The sequence below is a fragment of the Pseudomonas sp. IT-P294 genome, assembly GCF_949767865.1.
Taxonomy (GTDB): Bacteria; Pseudomonadota; Gammaproteobacteria; order Pseudomonadales; family Pseudomonadaceae; genus Aquipseudomonas.
Genome location: NZ_CATKQW010000044.1, coordinates 14,386 through 35,405 on the forward strand (window position 1 = coordinate 14,386; position 21,020 = coordinate 35,405).

General features: G+C 60.2%; 14 protein-coding genes, 1 tRNA gene and 3 pseudogenes. 8 read left to right on the forward strand and 10 right to left on the reverse strand.

Going from position 1 to position 21,020, the window contains the following annotated elements; all coding sequences use genetic code 11:
• Positions 1-11: 11 nt before the first annotated feature.
• From ACM6I0_RS22830 to ACM6I0_RS22840, 3 genes and pseudogenes are all read right to left on the reverse strand, one after another.
• The gene (locus ACM6I0_RS22830) at positions 12-1,709 is read right to left on the reverse strand and encodes a molecular chaperone HscC (protein ID WP_414923355.1); all 1,698 of its coding nucleotides are present in this window, start codon (positions 1,707-1,709) and stop codon (positions 12-14) included.
• Positions 1,710-1,827: 118 nt separating this feature from the next.
• Positions 1,828-3,528 (reverse strand): annotated as a pseudogene (locus tag ACM6I0_RS22835) (acid phosphatase).
• A gap of 218 nt (positions 3,529-3,746) precedes the next feature.
• A complete protein-coding gene (locus ACM6I0_RS22840; RefSeq protein WP_285435189.1) occupies positions 3,747-5,165 on the reverse strand; it encodes a short-chain fatty acid transporter in 1,419 nt (472 codons plus the stop codon).
• 216 nt (positions 5,166-5,381) lie between these two features.
• Between ACM6I0_RS22840 and ACM6I0_RS22845 the strand changes: the two genes are divergently transcribed.
• The 4 genes and pseudogenes from ACM6I0_RS22845 (at position 5,382) to ACM6I0_RS22860 (ending at position 8,797) form a co-directional block, all read left to right on the forward strand.
• Positions 5,382-6,695, forward strand: coding sequence for an MFS transporter (locus ACM6I0_RS22845; protein ID WP_414923356.1), 1,314 nt, complete (start codon positions 5,382-5,384; stop codon positions 6,693-6,695).
• 224 nt (positions 6,696-6,919) lie between these two features.
• Positions 6,920-7,558, forward strand: a pseudogene (locus ACM6I0_RS22850) (PAS domain-containing protein); the annotation flags it as partial.
• 150 nt (positions 7,559-7,708) lie between these two features.
• A pseudogene (locus ACM6I0_RS22855) lies at positions 7,709-8,146 on the forward strand (methyl-accepting chemotaxis protein); the annotation flags it as partial.
• Between the two features lie 57 nt (positions 8,147-8,203).
• A complete protein-coding gene (locus tag ACM6I0_RS22860) occupies positions 8,204-8,797 on the forward strand; it encodes a flavin reductase family protein (protein ID WP_414923357.1) in 594 nt (197 codons plus the stop codon).
• Positions 8,798-8,815: 18 nt separating this feature from the next.
• On the opposite strand, the gene ACM6I0_RS22865 is transcribed toward ACM6I0_RS22860, so the two are convergent.
• The 3 genes from ACM6I0_RS22865 to ACM6I0_RS22875 all read right to left on the reverse strand — a co-directional run bounded on the left by ACM6I0_RS22865 (position 8,816) and on the right by ACM6I0_RS22875 (position 10,797).
• On the reverse strand, positions 8,816-9,340 hold the full coding sequence (locus tag ACM6I0_RS22865; RefSeq protein ID WP_090179997.1) for a hypothetical protein: 525 nt from the start codon (positions 9,338-9,340) through the stop codon (positions 8,816-8,818).
• Positions 9,341-9,526: 186 nt separating this feature from the next.
• A complete protein-coding gene (locus tag ACM6I0_RS22870) occupies positions 9,527-9,895 on the reverse strand; it encodes a cupin domain-containing protein (RefSeq protein WP_285435197.1) in 369 nt (122 codons plus the stop codon).
• Positions 9,896-9,984: 89 nt separating this feature from the next.
• Positions 9,985-10,797, reverse strand: coding sequence for an AraC family transcriptional regulator (locus ACM6I0_RS22875; RefSeq protein WP_414923358.1), 813 nt, complete (start codon positions 10,795-10,797; stop codon positions 9,985-9,987).
• Positions 10,798-10,951: 154 nt separating this feature from the next.
• On the opposite strand from ACM6I0_RS22875, the gene ACM6I0_RS22880 reads away from it, so the two are divergent.
• Together ACM6I0_RS22880 and ddlA are read left to right on the forward strand one after the other, a co-directional pair.
• Complete coding sequence (locus tag ACM6I0_RS22880) at positions 10,952-11,590, forward strand: LysE family translocator (protein WP_414923359.1); 639 nt, start codon at positions 10,952-10,954, stop codon at positions 11,588-11,590.
• A gap of 10 nt (positions 11,591-11,600) precedes the next feature.
• Entirely contained in the window at positions 11,601-12,695 is a 1,095-nt protein-coding gene (gene ddlA, locus ACM6I0_RS22885) for a D-alanine--D-alanine ligase (RefSeq protein WP_414923360.1), read from the forward strand.
• 54 nt (positions 12,696-12,749) lie between these two features.
• Here the strand turns inward: ddlA and ggt are convergent, their stop codons facing one another.
• Positions 12,750-14,588: a gamma-glutamyltransferase gene (gene ggt / locus ACM6I0_RS22890; protein ID WP_414923361.1), complete on the reverse strand. Its 1,839-nt coding sequence runs from the start codon at positions 14,586-14,588 to the stop codon at positions 12,750-12,752.
• Positions 14,589-14,752: 164 nt separating this feature from the next.
• Between ggt and ACM6I0_RS22895 the strand changes: the two genes are divergently transcribed.
• A complete protein-coding gene (locus tag ACM6I0_RS22895; protein WP_414923362.1) occupies positions 14,753-15,862 on the forward strand; it encodes a DUF2817 domain-containing protein in 1,110 nt (369 codons plus the stop codon).
• Positions 15,863-15,933: 71 nt separating this feature from the next.
• Here the strand turns inward: ACM6I0_RS22895 and ACM6I0_RS22900 are convergent.
• A tRNA-Met gene (locus tag ACM6I0_RS22900) sits at positions 15,934-16,010 on the reverse strand.
• A 116-nt stretch (positions 16,011-16,126) separates the two neighbouring features.
• Positions 16,127-18,181 carry a methyl-accepting chemotaxis protein gene (locus ACM6I0_RS22905; protein WP_414923363.1) on the reverse strand — a complete coding sequence of 685 codons (2,055 nt, stop codon included), beginning with the start codon at positions 18,179-18,181 and terminating at the stop codon, positions 16,127-16,129.
• A 332-nt stretch (positions 18,182-18,513) separates the two neighbouring features.
• Here ACM6I0_RS22905 and ACM6I0_RS22910 point away from each other — a divergent pair, with 332 nt between their 5' ends.
• On the forward strand, positions 18,514-19,731 hold the full coding sequence (locus tag ACM6I0_RS22910) for an MFS transporter (RefSeq protein WP_414923364.1): 1,218 nt from the start codon (positions 18,514-18,516) through the stop codon (positions 19,729-19,731).
• 188 nt (positions 19,732-19,919) lie between these two features.
• Here the strand turns inward: ACM6I0_RS22910 and ychF are convergent, their stop codons facing one another.
• A complete protein-coding gene (ychF, locus tag ACM6I0_RS22915) occupies positions 19,920-21,020 on the reverse strand; it encodes a redox-regulated ATPase YchF (protein ID WP_008011955.1) in 1,101 nt (366 codons plus the stop codon).

Below are 21,020 nucleotides of genomic sequence, written 5' to 3' on the forward strand. Positions count from 1 at the left end.
GTTGGCGCTCCTTACTGCCAGAGGCCGTTGTCCAGTGAGCTCAATTGCTGCGTCAACTCACTGCGCGCCTCACGAATCCGGCGTTCGTCCTGAGAATCAAGCACGTGCTGAAACTGTTTGGCCCAATGACCGATCTGTTCACGCATCTGCCCCAGGCTTTCCTGATAGAGACGCTCAAGACGTGCGGTCAAAACCGTATTCACCTGCTGATCGCGAGGGTGAATCTTCAACAGTGCCAGGCCCGCGAGCCGCTGCTGAATCTCCTCGGGTGTCAGCACGCCGGGATTGTTCTCGATCACCAGCGAGTGCAGGTCACCGGTCAGTGGGACCACCACTTGGGTCTCGAGCAAACCGTTGTTGTCATAGGTGAAGCGCACGTCCAGCGCGACTTCGCCAGCCTTGCGTTTCGGCACTTTGATGTCCAGTTCGCCCAGCGCCACGTTGTCTTTGACCAGGCGGCTTTCGCCCTGATAGATCTTCAGCAGCACATGTTCCTGGTTATCGTGCAGGGTATAGACGGTCTTGACCCGGCTCACCGGCACGATGCTGTTGCGCTCGATAATCGGCAGGTAATGGCCACTTTCGAATTGCTGGCCGACCTGGGTCGAGGTCTCGATGCCCAACGTGTAGGAACAGACGTCCGTCAGCACCACTTCTTCCAGTGCGGCGGAACGTGCCTTGAGCGCTGCTTGAATGGCCGCGCCATGGGCCACGACTTCGTCCGGGTCGAGGCTGATCGAGGGGAAACGCCCGAACAGCCCGGCGGCCAGTTTGCGCACCAGCGGCATGCGCGTCGTGCCGCCCACCAGCAGGATTTCGTCGAGGTCACTGACGCGAATGCGCGCGTCTCTCAGCGCCCGTTCAATCGGCGTGCGCAGGCGTTCGAGCAACGGTGTGTAGAGGCTGGCCAATTGTTGTTGGGTGATGGTTTGCGTCCATTGCTGGCCATCGACCCTCAGACTGAATTCGGCGCTGGCGTCTTGACCCAACGCTTTGCGTACGCGCTCGGCTTCACGACGCAGAGGCTGGATGATGCTGGCGCGGTCGGGGAAATGATCAGTGTTGCGATGGTGTTCGAGAAAGTGCTCGAGCAGCACGCTGTCGAAATCCTCGCCACCCAGGAAATTGTCACCGGCGCTGGCACGCACTTCCATGACGCCATCGAACAGCTCCAGGATCGACACGTCGAAGGTGCCGCCGCCAAGGTCGAAAACCAGGAACGAGGTTTCCTTGTCCCGTTGGTGCAACCCGTAAGCCAAGGCTGCGGCGGTCGGCTCGTTGATCAGCTTTTCGACCTTCAGGCCGGCCAGCTCACCGGCAATGCGCGTCGCCTTACGCTGGGCATCGCTGAAGTAGGCCGGCACGCTGATGACGGCTTCGTGCACGGTTTCGCCAAAGGCCCGTTCCACGTCTTCCTTCAGGCTTTTGAGCACCAGCGCCGAAAGCTCCTCGGGACGGAAGGTTCGGTCCCCGAGGCGCACTTCGGTTGCGCTGCCCATGTGGCGCTTGAACAGCGAAGCGGTCTGGCGCGGGTGGGTGTGCAAACGCTCACGGGCGGCCTGGCCCACCAAAACGCGGCCCTGATCATCAAGGCCAACCACGCTGGGTGTGAGGAACTGGCCTAGCGCATTGGGCACCAATTCGCTGGACTCTCCACGCCAGACGGCGACAAGGCTGTTGGTGGTCCCCAGGTCAATCCCTACGATCATTGCAATGAACTCCCTTTACGGCCTGCAAAAAAACCCCAAGGATATTCCCGGAGCAGCGGGGCGGTAAAGGAAAGTAGTGGCATTGAGCTATTATTTTCGACGGAGCGTGTTCCAGCCCTCAGACGTTGAACACAAGCGCGTTGGTCAAGTCACCCATTGGCTTCTGTCCGCTGGCAATCATCGCCTGGTCGCGCTGCTTGAGTCCGTCGAGTTGCTCAAGCCCGAATACCCGCGTGATCAGACGCAGAATCGATGCCGTGTCGTAGACGGTGTGATCCACCGTACCCTTGCGCGCAAACGGCGAAACCACCAGGGCCGGCACCCGTGAGCCCGGTCCCCAGCGATCGCCTTTTGGCGGTGCTACGTGGTCCCACCAGCCGCCGTTCTCATCGACGGTGACCACGATCACCATGTTTTTCCACTGCGGGCTTTCACGCAGCACTTTCAGGGCGCGGACGATGTGCCGGTCGCCGGACGCTACATCGGCGTAACCGGCGTGCATGTTCAGGTTGCCCTGGGGTTTGTAGAAACTCACCGCCGGGAGTTTGCCGGCCTCGGCATCGGCGAAGAACAGGTTGGTGCTCGACTCATCGCCCAAGCCTGCGTCCCGCAGCCGTTTGCTGCGCTCGGCAGGGTTCTCGGGCCCCTGTTGCTTGAAGTAGTTGAACGGCTGATGGTGATACTGGAAGTTGGGGATTTTCGGAATGCCGCCAGAATCCTTGTACTGATCCAGCGTCGCTTGCCAGGCCCCGGCGTACCAGGCCCAGTCGATGTTCTTCTTCGAGAGCTTGTCGCCGATGTGCTCGTGGGTCTGCGGGACCAGCACGTTTGGCAGATCAGGCTTGGCATACGCCGGGCGCTGCGGGTCACGAATCCAAGTCGGCCAGTAGGGCGGCGCGAGTGTGTTGACGCCATAGCCGTCCGGCGTCAGTGCGCTGGGGCCGAATTGCGGTGGGCCGTTCATGGCGCTGGCGGGGGATTTCTCCAGCGGTTTGAGGCGCCGATCCAGCGGATCATCGCTTTGCAGCGTCGCGATCTGCGCCTTGGCCACGGAGTTGGCTGCGTCAGGATAGAACGGCGCGGTGGCGCTGATCAGGTACTGGTGGTTGAGAAACGAACCACCGAACGCGCCCTGGAAAAAGTTATCGCAGAGGACGAACTCCCGGGCAACGTCCCACAAGCGCAGGGAATATCGACTCTGGGCGTAATGGCCCATGGTCAATCCGCCGGAGTCGGCCCACGCGACAAAACCGTCATTTTTGCCACCGTTGATCTACATCTGGTTCTGATAGAACACGTGCCACAGGTCGCGCGTCACCAGCCCAAACGGCAAATCTTCAGCGTTGGGGCCCTTGAGGGCAAACGGCGCGTTTGGCAGATGCTCCTGGAACTGGGTTTCGCTGGGGTAAGTCACACCATCGAGAGTTTGCGGGCCGATCTGCAGCACTCCGCCCCACACCGGTGGCAGCGTCTGCAACAGACTGCCATCGCGATCGCGCTGTTGATACTCGGCAGGCTTGAGCGCCGACAGCGGCTTTTCAACCCCTGGGAAGTCGCCGAACAGGTTATTGAAGCTGCGGTTCTCGGCGTAGATCACCACCACGGTTTTCACCTGGTCATGCAGGGCCTTGTCCATTTGCGCGGGGGACAAAGGATGCTCGCCCGGTTTGCCCGAGTCGTCGCCCTGACTGCCGCAGGCACTTAAAGTGGCACCGACGCCAAGCACCGCAACACCGCCGAGAAAGCGACGGCGACTGGTGTCTGCAGGGTGATCGTCGTCAGGGGCGGGGGTGTTGCTTGGGTCTTTGTCGTCGTTCATGCCGAATTCCTTTTTGCCCAGATTGTTGCAATATGTTTCGGCGGGACGCTAGCAGCGGGATGTGACAGAAGGGTGACGACCCTGAATACGAGCGAATTGCAAATGTGGGAGCGAGCCTGCTCGCGATGGCGTCGTTACAGTCAATATTGATGTCGACTGGAACATCGCTATCGCGAGCAGGCTCGCTCCCACAGTGTTTTATGGTGTCCTTGAAACGGTTACGGCATCACCGGTGCCGTGTACGTCAGCGTTGTCCCCAGCGCCCACAGCAGGAACAGCACCAGCGGCGTGTGCACCAGCAACTGCACGAACGAAAAGCCGATCAAGTCCCGCGCCTTCAACCCGAGCACGCCCAGCAACGGCAGCATGTAGAACGGGTTGATCAGGTTCGGCAGGGCTTCGGCGGCGTTGTAGATCTGCACGGCCCAGCCCAGGTGGTAGTTCAGGTCAGTGGCCACTTGCATGACGTATGGCGCTTCGATGATCCACTTGCCGCCGCCGGACGGGATGAAGAAACCGAGAATCGCCGAGTACACGCCCATCAGCAGCGCATACGTATCGTGGGACGCGATGCTGACGAAGAACGTCGAGATGTGGTGGGCCAGGGTCTGTGCGTCGGTGCCTTTGACGGTGGTCATCAGCGCGGCGATCGAGCCATACAACGGAAACTGGATCAGCACGCCGGTGGTGGTCGGCACCGCACGGGCAACGGCATCGAGGAAGCTGCGCGGACGCCAGTGCAGCAAGGCGCCGAGCATGATGAACAGGAAGTTGTAAGTGTTCAGGCCCGAGATCGCGCTGATCGCAGGTTTGGTCGAAAACTCGTGGAACAACCATCCTGCTGCCAGCAGCACCAGCACAATGATCAGCAGCGGGCTGTGTTCCAGCCATTCGCCGGGGCGGGTGCGCGGTTGCAGCGGTGGCAGGTTGAAACTCGGGTCGATGCCGCAGGCTTGGGCGTCACGGGCCGTGTTCGGCCCCGGTGCGGTGGCATAGGCAATGATCAGCGAGACCACGATCAACGCCAGCAACATCACGCCGGACTGCCAGAGAAAAATCGTTTGGGTGAAGGGAATGACGCCGGTGATCGACAGAATCGACGGCGGCAGACTGGCCGGGTTGGCCTGCAATTGCGCCGCGGAGGACGACAGACCCAAGGCCCACACAGCGCCAAGCCCCAGATAGGCGGCGGCACCAGCGGCGCGGTAATCCATTTTCAGGTCGACACGGCGGGCGAGGGCACGCACCAGCAGACCACCGAACACCAATGACAACCCCCAGTTCAGCAAGGACGCGACCATGGAAATCAGCGCGACCCAGGCCACGGCCGAACGGCCGTTTTTCGGGATGCGCGCCAAACGGTCAATGAGCTTCACCGCGGGAGGCGAGCTGGCGACCACATAACCGCCGATCACCACGAACGCCATCTGCATGGTGAACGGGATCAGGCTCCAGAAACCGTCACCGAAAGCCATCGCCGCATCAGTGGGTTTGGCGCCCATGACCATCGTTGCCACGGCGACAATGATCACCGCCAGAGCCGCAAATACCCAGGAATCGGGGAACCAGCGTTCGGCAAAACTTGAACAGCGCAGGGCAAAGCGGGCGGAGCGGGTATCTTCGATATCAGCGGCCACGGGACTACCTCGAATTTTTTGTGTTTATTGTGGTCCGCGGGGGGCTTTAAAAAGACACTTCAAAGGCCCGTCTGGACAGGTGCCAACAGTAAATCAATCAGTCATTTTTTGTGACGAAGTTTAGCCAGTCTGAGACTTTGGTCTAACGGGTTGTCCGTGGGCGCATTTGCGTAGACCATGAGCGCCTTGGTTTTTGCCTGTGCCAGAGTTCTTTTCATGACTGCCAACACCGATGCGCGCCCGGCGCCGTTTTCCCGCTCGGACTACAAGACCCTCGGCCTTGCGGCCCTTGGCGGTGCGCTGGAAATCTATGACTTCATCATTTTCGTATTTTTTGCGCTGACCCTCAGCCAGCTGTTCTTCCCGCCGCAAATGCCGGAGTGGCTGCGTTTGCTGCAAAGCTTCGGCATCTTCGTCACCGGCTATCTGGCGCGTCCATTGGGTGGAATCCTGATGGCGCACTTCGCCGACCGATTGGGGCGCAAGAAGGTGTTCAGCCTGAGCATCTTGATGATGGCGCTGCCGTGCCTGCTGATCGGGATCATGCCGACTTACGCTCAGATCGGTTATTTCGCACCGCTGCTGCTGTTGGTCTTGCGGGTTCTGCAAGGCGCGGCGGTGGGCGGTGAAGTGCCGAGCGCCTGGGTCTTCGTTGCCGAGCACGCACCGGCCGGGCATCGCGGATATGCCTTGGGCTTTCTGCAGGCCGGGCTGACCTTCGGCTACTTGATCGGCGCCCTGACGGCGACCTTTCTGGCACAGGCCTTCACCCCGGCAGAAATCCTTGATTACGCCTGGCGCTACCCGTTTTTGTTGGGCGGCGTGTTTGGTGTGATTGGTGTCTGGCTGCGCCGCTGGCTCAGTGAAACCCCGGTGTTCATGGCCATGGAGGCCCAGCGCGATGCGGCGGTCGAACTGCCGCTGCGCACGGTCTTGCGTGAACATCGCCTGGCGATGTTGCCGGCCATGATCCTCACCTGCGTACTGACATCGGCGGTGGTGGTGTTCGTGGTCATTACCCCGACCATGATGCAGAAAACCTTCGGCATGACCGCCAGCCACACCTTCGCCTTGAGTGCCTTGGGCATTGTTTTCCTGAACATCGGCTGCGTCCTCGCCGGGCTGCTGGTCGATCGCATCGGCGCCTGGCGCACCGTCATGCTCTATAGCCTGCTGCTGCCGCTGGGCATTGGTGTGCTCTATACGTGCCTGATCATTGGTGGCAACTGGATCGGCTTGGCGTACGCCATTGCGGGCCTTGGTTGCGGGGTTGTCGGGGCGGTGCCGTCGGTGATGGTCAGCCTGTTTCCGGCGCGGATCCGCGTGTCGGGAATTTCCTTCACCTACAACATTGCCTACGCGGCGTGGGCGAGTATCACACCGCTGTTGCTGATCGGTCTGATGCCATGGAGCCCGTGGGTCTGCGTGATCTTCTGTGCAGTGATGGGCGCGGTGGGCGTGAGCAGCGCGGCGTATTTCGGCACGCGGATGCCACGAGTCGAGCACTGTCCGGCTGCTGGCGCGATATGAATAAAGGGTTGGGTGTCGTGTCGATGCCGGAACTATTTTTGTAGGACAAGACTGAAACACTCTTCAGAAAATACCCATAAGGCCGATGGCTAGGCTGCATACCGCTTTCTATCCCTGTCCATCGGTACTTTCCCATGTTCAACAAACGCTTAAAGCAGGAGCTGTCGGCTCTTCGCGAGGAACTCTCCAGCCTTCAGCAAGTGAGGGACAGTCTGGAAAGCGAGATGCTGGTCTTGACCCTTGATGCCGAAGGGCGCATTCATTCGGTGAACCAGAACTTCATCGACGAGATGCTCTACAAGAGCAACGACCTGATCGGGCGGCACATCGAGGACATCGTTCCGGCTCATGTGAAATCCGATGAATTCCATCACCGCTTCAAGTCCGCACTCAACCGTGGTGAGCATTTTGCCGGCACCGTGCGTTTGCTGCGGGGTAATGGCCAGGAAGCGTGGCTGCGTTCGATTGCGCAACCCGTGCGGTCTTCGAATGGCAAGATCAAGTGTTTCTCGATTTACTCCAGCGACCTGACCCGCACCATCGAGGCGTCCCGCGAACATGAGAATCTGATCGGCGCGCTGGTGCGTTCCACGGCGGTGATCGAGTTCGACCTCAATGGCAACGTGCTGATGGCCAACGAGCGATTCCTCAGCGGCATGGGTTACAGCCTGGCGCAGATCAAAGGCAAACATCACCGCATGTTCTGCGAGCCTGAGGACTACAACAGCGCTGAGTATCAGAATTTCTGGCGTCGCTTGAACGCGGGTGAGTTCGTTGCCGAGCGCTTCAAGCGTGTGGACAGCCACGGTCGGGTGGTCTGGCTGGAGGCGTCCTATAACCCGGTGTTGGACGCCAACAACAAGCTCTACAAAGTGGTGAAGTTTGCCACCGTGATAACCGATCAAGTCAATCAGGAACAGGCGGTCGCCGAAGCGGCCAACATCGCCTATAGCACCTCGCAGCAAACCGACCAAAGCGCCCAGCGCGGCACGACGGTGGTGACGCAGGCGGTGAATGTGATGCGCGACCTGGCCAAGCACATGCAAACCGCCGGCGAAGGCATCGAAGCACTGAACGAGCAATCGCTGGTCATCGGCACCATCGTCAAAACCATCAGCGGCATTGCCGAACAAACCAACCTGCTGGCGCTTAACGCGGCCATCGAAGCGGCCCGTGCCGGTGAACAGGGGCGGGGTTTTGCCGTGGTTGCGGACGAAGTCCGGCAACTGGCTTCGCGCACCAGCCAGGCCACCGATGAAATCGTCGGCGTGGTGCGCCAGAACCAGGACATGGCGCGCAATGCCGTGGCCCTGATGACCGACGGCCAACTCCAGGCCGAACAAGGTCTGGCGCTGGCAGCGGAGGCGGGCACAGTGATCGTCGAGATTCAGGACGGTGCGCAGAAAGTGGTGAACGCGGTTGGACAGTTTGCCAATCAGCTGGCGACTTGATGCCTGCCCTCCTGGTGGAAATCGCTACAATCGGCGTTTTCCCCAGGAGCAGCCCTCATGAGCGTTTCTCACCGCCGTCCGGTTCCCTTGTCCAAGGCTTATCGCCTGCTCAATCACGGGCCGACCGTGCTGGTCAGCGCGGCGCATGATGGCCAACGCAATATCATGGCCGCCGCCTGGGCCATGCCACTGGATTTCGAACCGCCAAAAATTGCCGTGGTGCTGGATAAATCCACCTGGACCCGGCAACTGCTGGAAGCCTCGGGAACGTTCGTATTGAACGTTCCCTGCGCTGCTCAGGCCGACATCGTGCAGACCGTCGGCTCGACATCGGGCCTGGAACTGACCCAAAGCCAGGGCCAGGACAAGTTCCAGACCTATGGCCTGCAGACGTTCAACGGTGAGCTGATCGACGCACCCTTGCTTGAAGGCTGTGTTGCATGGCTGGAATGCCGGCTGCTGCCAGAGCCCGACAACCATCAGCAGTACGATCTGTTCCTGGCCGAAGTGATTGCCGCACAGGCTGATGAGCGGGTGTTCAGCGAGGGCCATTGGCACTTCGAAGGGCACGATGCCTTGCGCACCTTGCACCACGTCGCGGGCGGGCATTTCTTGACGATTGGCGATCCGGTGGACGGCAAGACTTTGTAGGCCTAAGGGGCCGGGGCCTTACAAGCGAATGTGATTTTTCGGATGGCTGCGTGTCGGGCGGGTCATCAGAAAATCGTGCAACAACGACACCGATGCCGAGAACACCAGGGTCATGGCGCAATACAGGGCCGTGGTCAGCCAATGGTTCAGCGAGATCGGCGCCTCGTCCATGAACGGGGCGATCATCAGAAACCCGACGATCGCCCCCAGCCCTGTGCGCAGCAGCGTCAGGAAACTGGTCCCGACTTCCGCCGTGACCTTGTAGATCGTCTCGAACCGGTCGCGCATGCGGTCGCTTTTCAACCGATGGATTTTCTTGTGGATGCACACCGCGACATAGATCGTCAGCAGGCATCCACCATGATTGAGAATAGGGGCGCTGGCCAGCAATGACTGGAGAATGGCTTGCAGTTCGGCCTGATTGGTCGAGTTGATCAACAGGGGCACCGCGCCAAGAATGAAGCCCACGATCAGCTCTGTTTTAAAGCGTCTCAAAAACACACCGGAATCTTTGCGCGAATTGCTCTTCCAACGGTTGCTCATCAAATGTAACGCCTTGGTGGTTGTGAAAAAGTGGAGGGGCGCAGAGGCCTTTGGCAGTCAGACCGATGGGTCAAACTGTGACGTCTGCGCTCCGTGAAACACTTTAAAACAACCGCTGAAACACTTATGTATGAAGCTTCCGAACGTGTTGGAAGGCATTTCCTACCGTGCTGTGGTCTGCGGGCTTTACACCCATACATCGTTCTGAGCGGTGCGTTCGCCACCTTCGCTGCCGGTGTTCAACACACCTTTGGGCTCGATCAACAGCAACTTTACTTCCTGTGTGGCAGAGGGTTTGTGCTCGACTCCCTTTGGCACCACATACATTTCGCCTGCATTCACCAGAACGTGGCCATCGCGAAAATCGATGCGCAGTTGCCCATCGAGAACGATGAAGGTTTCGTCGGTATCCAGGTGATCGTGCCAGATGAAATCCCCCAGCAGTTTCACCACTTTGAACTGGTAGTCGTTCATTTCGGCAATGACTCGCGGCGACCAGTGCGCGTCGATCCGGGCGATTTTTTCAGCGAAGTTCAGGCTGTGGTAAGCGTTCATGAAGCAGGCCTCGTGGTTGATCGTGAACCCACGTTAACCAGCCCGTCGGCAGGCTTCTTGTACGATTGTGCGTGGCTTGTGCGCGTGGCTCAGCGGCGATGCATCTTCATCCAGCGTGCGGGCGAGAGGCCGTATGTCTTGCTGAATTGCCGGGTCATGTGGCTCTGATCGTTGAAGCCGGCGATCAGCGCGGCGCTGACCAGTGACTGGCCCTGGATCAGCAGCGAGCGGACCAGGTCCAGGCGACGCATGGTCAGATAGCGATAAGGGCTGGTGCCGAACAACAGGCGAAAATCGCGCGACAGGCTCCAGCGGTCACGACCGCTGTGTCGTGCCAGTTCCTCCAGGGTTACGGTGCGATCCAGTGCGCTGTGGATGAACGCCCGCGCGCGCTCCGCGGCCACGTAGTCGAAGCTCTGGCGTGGGGAGGAGGTCGCTCCCGAAACGCTGTTCAAGGCCTGCGCCAGATCAAACAACGCGTCCTGCTCCTCCAGGGGATCGAGAGGGCAATCGAGGCTGCGCAGCAATACATCAGTGGCGGCGAACAGGCGCGGGTCGGTCGACAATCCGGTCTTGATGAAGGGCAGCGGCTTACCGCCGAGGATCTGCTGAATCAGCGCCGGTTCGATGTACATCATCTGGTATTTGAATCCGGCCTCGGTGCCCGCTTCGCCATCGTGGGCTTCGTCCGGGTGCAGCACCAACGTTCCGCCCGGCAGACTGTGGCGCCAGGCGCCGCGGTACTGAAAGCTCTGCACGCCGGCCAGGGTGCGGCCAATCGCATAGGTGTCGTGGCGGTGAAGGTCGTAACCGTGGCCCGCAAAAAACGCCTCGAAACGCTGAACCCCGCCAACGTCGGGCGCGCGGTGGAACCAATCGATGGGAGGCATGTGCTTGGTCATGGTGCCGTTGTCTTGAACTCAGTCAAGAACACGGTAACCCAGTGAACAGCCAACTGTCTGCTGATCGACGAAACCACTTTGAGTGGCTAGAAAACCGCGGGCAAATGTTGCAAGGTGTTGAGCATTCTATGAAGCCACGAAGGCGCCCGACACCATGGAAATGACTCCTCTGAGCTACGCTGCGCCATTGTTGTCCCTGGCGCTTTTATGGACGGTTGCGGTGGTGACGCCGGGCCCCAACTTCTTCAATACCGCGCAATTGGCCGCCAGTTGCTCCCGCCGTCATGGCGTGGTGGCAGCGTTGGGCGTGGCGACGGGCACCGTATTCTGGGGATTGGCGGGAGGCCTTGGCATCAAGTCGTTGTTCAGCGCGGCACCGACGTTGTACCTGAGCTTCAAGATCGCTGGCGGTTGCTACCTGATCTATCTGGGACTGAAACAGTTCAAGCGCAAACCGGCGATGATGCCGGACGACAGTTCGTTGAACGGGGCAGGGCGCACGTTGTTGTCGGCTTATGGCCGGGGCTTTGTAGGTAATATGACCAACCCCAAGGCCGCGCTGTTCGTCGCGACAATTTTCGCCACTGCCATGCCGGCCTCCCCGCCACCGATGCTGCTCGCGCTGGCCGTGCTGACCATGGCGACATTGTCGTTCAGTTGGTATTGCAGTGTGGCGCTGCTGTTTGCCAGCCGTCGGGTCGCAGGGGCCTATGATCGTTCACGTAAATGGCTGGATCGCTTCGCCGGCAGTTGCTACTTGCTGTTTGGCGCGCATCTGGTGGCCAATCGTTGAGGTGCATTGCATGAGTAAACTGCGGGTAGGGGTTATTTTTGGTGGTCGTTCGGCTGAGCATGAAGTGTCTCTGCAATCGGCGAAAAATATTGTCGATGCGCTGGACCGGTCACGCTTCGAACCGGTGCTGATCGGTATCGACAAACAAGGCCACTGGCACCTCAACGACCCTTCGAACTTCCTGCTCAACCAGGAAAATCCGGCCCTGATTGCACTCAACCAGTCCAACCGCGAACTGGCCGTGGTGCCGGGCAAGGCCAGTCAACAGTTGGTGGAAACGTCCGGTCAGGAACTGCTGGGCCACGTCGATGTGATCTTCCCGATCGTGCACGGCACGCTGGGGGAAGACGGTTGCCTGCAAGGCTTGCTGCGCATGGCTGATCTGCCGTTTGTCGGTTCCGATGTGCTGGGCTCCGCGGTTTGCATGGACAAGGACTTCAGCAAGCGCCTGTTGCGAGACGCTGGTTTGGCGGTCACGCCGTTCGTGACCCTGACCCGCGCCAGTGCGGCGCGCACCAGCTTCGCCGAGGTCCAGGGCAAGCTTGGTCTGCCACTGTTCGTCAAACCGGCGAATCAGGGTTCTTCCGTGGGTGTCAGCAAGGTCAACGACGAAGCCGAGTACACGGCGGCCGTGGAACTGGCGTTGGGTTTCGATGAAAAAGTGTTGATCGAGTCCGCCGTCAGTGGCCGCGAGATTGAATGCGCGGTGCTCGGCAACGAAGACGCCATCGCCAGCGGTTGCGGCGAGATCGTGGTGCGCAGTGGCTTCTATTCTTACGACAGTAAATACATCGACGCTCAAGCGGCACAAGTGGTGGTGCCGGCTGATATCAGCAGCGAAGCCAGTGAGCGCATCCGTGCCTTGGCCGTCGAAGCGTTTCAGGTGCTGGGCTGTTCCGGGCTGGCGCGGGTCGATGTATTCCTGAGCGACAGCGGCGAAGTGTTGATCAACGAGATCAACTCATTGCCCGGCTTCACCCGCATCAGCATGTACCCCAAGCTCTGGCAGGCCACTGGCATGACGTACAGCGAACTGGTGAGCCGCTTGATCGATCTGGCGCTGGAGAAGCACAAGGCGCGGCAGGCGTTGAAGATCACTCGTTGAGCGGACTCAATATAGAAAAGGCTTACCCTTCGGTAAGCCTTTTCTGTGTAGGACTCAATCCCCCAACGCCTCCCCCTCACGCCGAGGATCGGCCCCGCCCGCCAGCGAAGCCTTCCCCTGCGCATCCTTGACCCGAACAATCGCCTGGGTGCCGCTGGTCATGTCGATCTCGCTCACGCTGTGCCCTTTGTCCTTCAGGGCCTGAATCAAGCTGGCGCTGAATTGCCCCTCTTCCAGCTCCGTCGGGCCGTTGCGGCTGCCGAAGTTGGGCAGGTTGATCGCTGCTTGCGGGTCGAGGTTCCAGTCGAGCAGGCCGATGGCGGATTTGGCCACGTATTCGATGATCTGCGAGCCACCAGGGGAGCCGAGTGTGGCGAGGAATTCGCCGCTCTGGCGGTCGAAGATCAGCGTGGGTGCCATCGATGAGCGTGGGCGTTTGCCAGGCTCGACGCGGTTGGCGACTTTCTGGCCGTTCTCTTCGGGGATGAACGAAAAGTCGGTCATCTGGTTGTTGAGCATGAAGCCCTGAACCATCAGGTGCGAGCCGAACGCGGACTCCACGGTAGTGGTCATGGACACAGCACCCCCTTCGTCATCGACGGCCACCACTTGCGAAGTGGAGATGCGCAGTGGCGAACGGTCCGGTGCGTAGGCGACCTGGATGCCCGGCGGCGTGCCGGGTTTGGCCGTGCCCATGCTGCGATCGCTAATCAGGGCTGCGCGACTGGCCAGGTAGGTCGGGTCGACCAGGCCTTTGACGGGAACCGGCACAAAGTCGCTGTCGGCCACATAGAGCGCGCGGTCGGCGTAGGCAAGACGTTCGGCTTCGGAGATCAGGTGCACGGCTTCAGGTGCAGGTTCGATGCCCGCAGCACGGTTGGTCTTGAGCGGTTTGAGCGGCGGGAGGGCGAACCGTTGGTCGCGGGTTTCCAGCGCCTGGAGCGTGCCGAGGATCTGCGCCACGGCAATCCCGCCCGACGACGGTGGTGGCATGCCGCAAACCTGCCAGCGCTTGTAGTCGGTACACAGCGGCGCGCGCTCCTTGGCCTTGTAGCCTTGGAGATCGTTCAGCGACAGGCTGCCAGGGTTGGTGTGGCCTTGAACCTTGGCGACAATCTCTTGGGCGACCGGTCCTTTATAGAACGCATTCGGCCCCTCTTGGGCAATGCGTTTCAACACCGCGGCCAATGCCGGGTTTTTCAGTGGCGTGCCGACGGCTTTCGGGCTGCCGTCGGCATTCATGAAGTACGCCAGCATGTCTGGTGAACGTCGAATCGACGTGTCTGAGGCGATCAGCTGATGCAGGCGCGGCGAGATGGCGAAGCCTTGCTCCGCCAGTTTGATGGCCGGCTCGAACAGCGTTGCCCAAGGCAGGCGCCCGTGTTTCTGGTGGGCCAGCTCAAGCGCCCGCAACACGCCGGGTGTCCCCACCGAACGGCCACCGATCTGCGCCTGGGTGAACGGCATCGGCGTGCCGTCCGCTTGCAGGAACAGTTTCTCGGTGGCGCCGGCCGGCGCCGTTTCGCGACCGTCGTACGTGCGCACATTCTTGCCATCCCACAACACAATCAACGCGCCGCCACCGATGCCCGACGATTGGGGCTCCACCAGCGTCAGCACCGCTTGCATCGCAATCGCGGCATCAATCGCCGAACCACCCTGACGCAGCATCTCTCGCCCGGCTTCGGCCGCCAGCGGATTGGCCGCAGCCGCCATGTGTTTCGAGGCGTGGCGGGTTTGCAGGTCGGTGCGATAACCGGAGGCGACTTCCGGTGCGAGCGGTAAGGTCGAGGTGGTGGTGGAGGCACCGTTGCACGCGGCAAGGGTCAGTGCGGCGGCGATCAGCGAAAGGGCTGACAGCCGAAAGCGGCTCAAGTGAAAGGCTGAGAACACGTTGGGCACTCCGTCCGTGGGAAAAGATCAGAGGACTGTATCGGCCGGCAGGACGAGGTGCAAACCACGGACTACGGCAAAGACGCTTTTGTCCTTCATGAACTGATGGATTTTCTGTAGGGTCGAGGGCAACAGACTGGCCAGAAAATCAACAAGAGGCAGACATGCAGACCGAGTTTCCCACCCAGCCAAGTTACCGCACCCAGCGTGAGCAATTCCTCGCGGCAGCGACCGCGGCCGGCGCGACGTTGACCGAGTATCCGCATCCGCTCAAAGGGCCTTTTGGCGAGCCTCTGAGCACCGACGTCGCGGTATTGGGCGATCCCGGCGCCAAGCGACTGCTGATCGTCCTGAGCGGCACCCACGGCGTCGAAGGCTTCTATGGCTCGGGATGTCAGATCAAGTGGATGCAGGAGCTGGGCAAGCGTTCACTGCCAGCCGATGTCGCGGTGGTGATGATCCATCTGATCAACCCCTGGGGCACCGCATGGCTGCGTCGGGTCAACGAAGACAACATCGACCTGAACCGCAATCACCTGAACTTTACCCGGCCACTGCCGGACAATCGGGCTTATGCCACGCTGCATGAAATCTATGCCGTCGCTGAGCTGCGAGGCCCCGAGCGGGACCGCGCCGACGCCTTGCTCGATGCTCAGATTCGCCAACACGGCTGGCCGGCGGTCATGTCGATTGTCGAGGGCGGCCAGCACAGTCATCCCGATGGTCTGTTTTATGGCGGGCTGGCGCCGAGCTGGTCGAACCGCACGTTGCACCAAATCATGCAAAAACACATTGCCCATGCCGAGGTCGCGATGTGTTTCGACTTGCACACGGGTGCGGGCGAGTACGGTCATCCGATGTTGCTGACGATCACCGAGGCCGCTTATCCGGCGCTGCCCGATGCTCAGGCCATTTACGGCCCATGGCTCTACACGTTGCTGACCGGCGCTGACACGTTGAGCGAAACCGGTGTGGCGGCTACGGCGACGGGCTACACCTCGCAGGCATTGATCAATGCGTTGCCTCAGGTGCGGTTGATGCCGTTTGTGATTGAGTGCGGGACATATCCGGGGGCGGAGGTTCATCGTCATTTGCGCGATGACCACTGGCTGCACCTGCACGGTAACCCGAGCGATGCCGTGGGGCGTGAGATCAAACTGAATCTGCTGGAGCAGTTCTATCCCGCCGACAACGACTGGCAGGCGATGGTCTGGCTGCGCACCTGGCAGATCTGGGAGCGGGCGCTGTCGGCGTTGCCGGGGATTGGCTCCTGACGCAGTGTCAGGGGCACTTTTCTCGAGGCATAAAAAAACGGCCTACCTTTCGGTAAGCCGTTTTTAGTACTTGGTGGCTACACAGGGACTTGAACCCCGGACCCCAGCATTATGAATGCTATGCTCTAACCAACTGAGCTATGTAGCCAAGTGGCGCGCATTATTCACCGGTAATGCAGATGCGTCAAGCGTAAATCTAAAATATTTCTCTACGCTTTCAACCGCTTATCCACCTGAGCCGAAAAATCGGGTCGGGGGAGGGCGTCAACTGAGCTGAAATCTCCCGGTATTGGCACTCAAGGCCTTGCTGCCCTGGCTCAAGGTGTCGGCCGCCAGGTTCACCGCCCGCGCGCCTTCAAGCAACCGGACCGCCGCTTGATCGACCTGTTGAATGTTGCCGCTGACTTCGTCGGCGGTACTGGCTTGCTCTTCCACCGCCGTGGCGATCTGCGCCAGCGTGTCGGTAACGCCTTGCACGGCAAGGGCAATTTCCCCGAGGCGTTCGCCCAGGCCTGTCACCGATTTGGCATCACTTTGCGCCTGAGTGCATGCCGCTTCCATCAGGCTTACCGCCTCATTCACGGTGTTGCGCAGACTGTCGACGGTGCCGGCGATTTGCGCGGTAGAGGATTGAGTGCGCTGCGAGAGGCTGCGCACTTCGTCGGCCACCACGGCGAACCCGCGACCTTGCTCACCGGCACGGGCCGCTTCGATGGCGGCATTGAGCGCCAACAGGTTGGTTTGTTCGGCCACGCCGCGAATGGTGTCGACCACCAATTGAATCTGCTGGCCTTGTTCGCTGACCCGGCCCAGCGCGGCGGCCGTGTCATTCAAGCGCTGGTTGAGCTGCTGGATACTCGCGGTGGTGCGCTGGCTGTCACGACTGCTGTCGGCGGCGATGCGCTGCGTGTGTTGCGCGCTGCCGGACGCCTGTTCACAACTCTGCGCGACCCCTTGTGAGGTGGCCGCCAGTTGTGTGGCGGCGGCGGCGATCTGGCTGATCTGCAATTGCTGCGCTTCCACTTCGCCAAGGGCGCCGCTGGAGTGATGGTTGAGGGTTCGCACCGCATTGCTGACCTGCAAGGTTTCGTGATCGACCCCCAGCAAACTGTTGCGCAACTGCACCACGGCGACATTCAGGGCGGTGCTGATGGCTGCCAGCTCGTCACGTCCTTGCACCGGCACTTGCAGGCTCAGGTTGCCGTCGCGCAATGCTTCGGCCAACAGCGTGATGCCGCTGGCGCTACGTCGGATCGAGGCCTGCAAGCAGATGAACAAGTACAGTGCCGCCAAGAGCAGGCAACCAAAAATCGTCGCCACCAGAATGAACTGGCTGATCGCTGAGCCATGGTAGTAATCCAGACGTTGATCAAGCGATACCAACGACTGCTGGCGCAGCGCGGCGAGGTTGGAGAGCAGGGCGTCTAGGCTGTGTTCGAAGTCGTCGGGCTTGAGGGTGATGCTGCCGCCGAAGACGCCGTCATCAAGGACTTTGAGGCTTGCGTCCAGATGCTTGAGGCTGTCGTGGTATTGCCCGGCCCAACTTTGCAAGGCGCTGGGCAGGCGGGCTTCCAGGAGGGCGGCGGTTTTCACCAGCTGTTCGCGGGCATCGCCAATGCGGCTGCGCAAATCGCGCAATTGCAGACGGCTTTGCAGGGTGAACTGCCCGGAAACGACCGACGCCTGCCCGACGCTGGCCAGGCGACCGACCCGTTCGATCAGGTCAGGCGCGTGCTGCGTCGAGATTTGCGTCAGCAGGTAGGTTTCCAGCCACGGTGCCAGTGTCAGGCGGTTATCCATGGCAATCTGCTCGCGCAATGCTTGCAGCGCAGTCAAGGCATTGGTGAAGCGATCGTAGCCATCGGGCCACCAACCGACGCTGCTCAGGCTTTTCGAGTCCAGACCATTGAGGGCGTTTTGCAGGGCTTGGTAACGGGCCAGGGTTTCGCTCTCGGCGCCTTCGGTTTTCAGTGCATTACCGAGGTCCGTGGTCGCTTGGGCGACAGCGGGTTGTACCGCCTCAAATGCGGCCATCGCCGCCAGGGTCGCCGGTGTCGGCTGGCGATTGGTTTCTGTCGCGCGCCAACGGGCTGCGCGGTCACGCTGGGCGGCGAGCAGGTTATCGAGCGCATCGAGGGCAAGCAGTTGATGAACCCCGGCGCGTTCGCCAGAGATCAGGTTCAGTTTGGCGCGATAGTCCTGGCCAATCATCAACAGGCTGCCCGCCAGCGGCAGGATAAACAGCAGGAACAACAGCTGAAATTTGCGTGCGAAGCCAAAACGCCCCAGCAACCCGATCCCCGGTGATAAAAAAGACATGCCCCATGACTCCTCTGAACACCACGCACCAATGGCGTGCGCCGAGATCGTTGCGACCGCGACGTGTGCCCTTTTTAAAGGCCTCGAAAGTTCACCCTTGTCAGCTCTGTAGGCTGATTCTGTGGTGAAACTTCCCATTCTCGGTCCCCTTTGTAAGGGGCCGCGTTGAAGCGGATTAACAAGGCAAGATTCAGACCATGGCGTTGCGCTATCACCTTTTTAGCGATGGACGCCGAGGTCGTTAGCAGGCTAAGGGGATGGCGCTGCTGCACTGAAAAATGGCACATTGATGCACCTGCCCCTGTGCACCCATCCGCTGTACGGAAATTCTCATGGCTATCAGTAACGCAACGACCGGCGCGACGCCGGCATCCGCGACTCCACAAAGCAGCCCGCTGGTCATGCGCATCATCGGCGCGGTAGCGCTGGCGCACTTGATCAACGACCTGATCCAATCGGTACTGCCGTCGATTTACCCAATGCTCAAGGCCAACTACGGCCTGACATTCACTCAGGTCGGCTTGATTACGCTGACCTTCCAGTTGACGGCTTCGCTGTTGCAGCCGTGGGTGGGTTACCACACTGATCGTCATCCAAAACCGTGGCTGCTCCCGGCCGGGACCGTTTGCACATTGATCGGGATCTTGATGATGTCGGTGGTTGGCAGCTTCCCGATGATTCTGTTGGCCGCGGGCTTGATCGGTATCGGCTCGTCGACGTTCCATCCGGAAGCCTCTCGTGTGGCGCGGCTGGCGTCGGGCGGGCGATTCGGGTTGGCGCAGTCGACCTTTCAGGTCGGTGGCAATGCCGGCTCAGCCTTTGGCCCGTTGTTGGCGGCGGCGATCATCATTCCTTTCGGTCAGGGCCATGTGGCCTGGTTTGGATTGTTCGCCGTGTTTGCGCTGTTCGTGCTCTATCGGATCAGTCGCTGGTACGCCAACCACTTGAGCCTGTTCAAGCTCAAGCAAGGTCAGGCGGCGACCCATGGCTTGTCGAAGGGCAGGGTGATCAGCGCGCTGGTGGTGCTCGGGCTGCTGGTGTTCTCCAAGTATTTCTACATGGCGAGTTTCACCAGTTACTTCACCTTCTACCTGATCGAGAAGTTTGACCTGTCGGTGGCCAGTTCCCAGATGCATCTGTTCCTGTTCCTGGGCGCAGTGGCTGCGGGGACTTTTTTTGGTGGGCCGATTGGCGACAAGATCGGCCGCAAAGCGGTGATCTGGTTCTCGATCCTCGGTGTAGCGCCGTTCACATTGATCCTGCCTCACGTCGACCTGTTCTGGACCAGCATTCTCAGCGTGGTGATTGGCTTCATCCTCGCCTCGGCGTTTTCGGCGATCGTTGTGTATGCGCAGGAACTGGTGCCCGGCAATGTCGGGATGATTGCCGGCGTGTTCTTCGGTTTGATGTTCGGTTTCGGTGGCATTGGCGCCGCGCTGTTGGGGCATCTGGCGGACCTGCACGGCATCGAATACGTGTACTTGCTGTGTTCGTTCCTGCCGTTGTTCGGGGTGTTGGCGATTTTCCTGCCGAGAACCAAAAAGGCCTGAACATTCACACCGTCCCTCTGTAGGAGTGAGCCTGCTCGCGATGGCGGTCTAACCTTCAGCGAAGGTGGTGACTGAGACACCGCTATCGCGAGCAAGCTCGCTCCCACAGGTGTTCGGTGGTGTGGTGGATAAATATTTCAGGCACAAAAAAGCCGCGTCTAAACGCGGCTTTTTCTTCGGCGGATGTCTTACACGTTGAAACGGAAGTGCATCACGTCGCCGTCTTTAACGATGTAGTCCTTGCCTTCCAGGCGCCATTTACCGGCTTCTTTGGTGCCGGCTTCGCCCTTGTACTGGATGAAGTCGTCGTAGGCGATGACTTCGGCGCGGATGAAGCCTTTTTCGAAGTCGGTGTGGATCACGCCAGCGGCTTGTGGTGCGGTGGCACCGACGCGGACAGTCCAGGCGCGGACTTCTTCGACACCAGCGGTGAAGTAGGTCTGCAAGTGCAGCATTTCGTAGCCGGCGCGGATCACGCGGTTCAGGCCAGGTTCTTCCAGACCCAGGGCCTCGAGGAACATGTCTTTCTCTTCACCGTCTTCAAGCTCGGCGATTTCGGCTTCGATCTTGTTGCAGACCGGAACCACCATGGCGCCTTCTTCTTCGGCGATGGCCTTGACGATGTCCAGCAGTGGGTTGTTCTCGAAACCGTCTTCAGCGACGTTGGCGATGTACATGACCGGCTTGGTGGTCAGCAGGTGGAAGCCACGAATCACCGCTTTGTCGTCGGCGCCCATGTTCTTCATCAGTGTGCGCGCTGGTTTGCCGAGGGTGAAGTGAGCGATCAATTGCTCCAGCAGGCCTTTTTGGACCACGGCGTCCTTGTCACCACCCTTGGCGTTGCGGGCGACTTTCTGCAGTTGCTTCTCGCAGCTGTCGAGGTCGGCGAAGATCAGTTCCAGGTCGATGATCTCGATGTCGCGTTTCGGGTCGACGCTGTTGGAGACGTGAATCACGTTCTCGTCTTCGAAGCAGCGGACCACGTGGGCGATGGCATCGGTTTCACGGATGTTGGCGAGGAACTTGTTGCCCAGGCCTTCACCTTTCGAGGCGCCAGCTACCAGGCCCGCGATGTCGACGAACTCCATGGTGGTCGGCAGGATGCGCTTTGGATTGACGATAGCCGCCAGGGCTTCCAGGCGCGGATCCGGCATCGGCACGATACCGGTGTTCGGTTCGATGGTGCAGAAGGGGAAGTTCTCGGCCGCGATCCCGGATTTGGTCAGGGCGTTGAACAGGGTGGACTTGCCGACGTTAGGCAGGCCGACGATGCCGCAATTGAATCCCAT

Bases quoted from the DNA above. Each gene is read 5' to 3' on its own strand.
- ACM6I0_RS22830 (WP_414923355.1), bottom strand. From the start codon at position 1,709: ATGATCGTAGGGATTGACCTGGGGACCACCAACAGCCTTGTCGCCGTC.
- ACM6I0_RS22845 (WP_414923356.1), top strand. From the start codon at position 5,382: ATGACTGCCAACACCGATGCGCGCCCGGCGCCGTTTTCCCGCTCGGAC.
- ACM6I0_RS22860 (WP_414923357.1), top strand. From the start codon at position 8,204: ATGAGCGTTTCTCACCGCCGTCCGGTTCCCTTGTCCAAGGCTTATCGC.
- ACM6I0_RS22865 (WP_090179997.1), bottom strand. From the start codon at position 9,340: ATGAGCAACCGTTGGAAGAGCAATTCGCGCAAAGATTCCGGTGTGTTT.
- ACM6I0_RS22870 (WP_285435197.1), bottom strand. From the start codon at position 9,895: ATGAACGCTTACCACAGCCTGAACTTCGCTGAAAAAATCGCCCGGATC.
- ACM6I0_RS22875 (WP_414923358.1), bottom strand. From the start codon at position 10,797: ATGACCAAGCACATGCCTCCCATCGATTGGTTCCACCGCGCGCCCGAC.
- ACM6I0_RS22880 (WP_414923359.1), top strand. From the start codon at position 10,952: ATGGAAATGACTCCTCTGAGCTACGCTGCGCCATTGTTGTCCCTGGCG.
- ddlA (WP_414923360.1), top strand. From the start codon at position 11,601: ATGAGTAAACTGCGGGTAGGGGTTATTTTTGGTGGTCGTTCGGCTGAG.
- ACM6I0_RS22895 (WP_414923362.1), top strand. From the start codon at position 14,753: ATGCAGACCGAGTTTCCCACCCAGCCAAGTTACCGCACCCAGCGTGAG.
- ACM6I0_RS22905 (WP_414923363.1), bottom strand. From the start codon at position 18,181: ATGTCTTTTTTATCACCGGGGATCGGGTTGCTGGGGCGTTTTGGCTTC.
- ACM6I0_RS22910 (WP_414923364.1), top strand. From the start codon at position 18,514: ATGGCTATCAGTAACGCAACGACCGGCGCGACGCCGGCATCCGCGACT.
- ychF (WP_008011955.1), bottom strand. From the start codon at position 21,020: ATGGGATTCAATTGCGGCATCGTCGGCCTGCCTAACGTCGGCAAGTCC.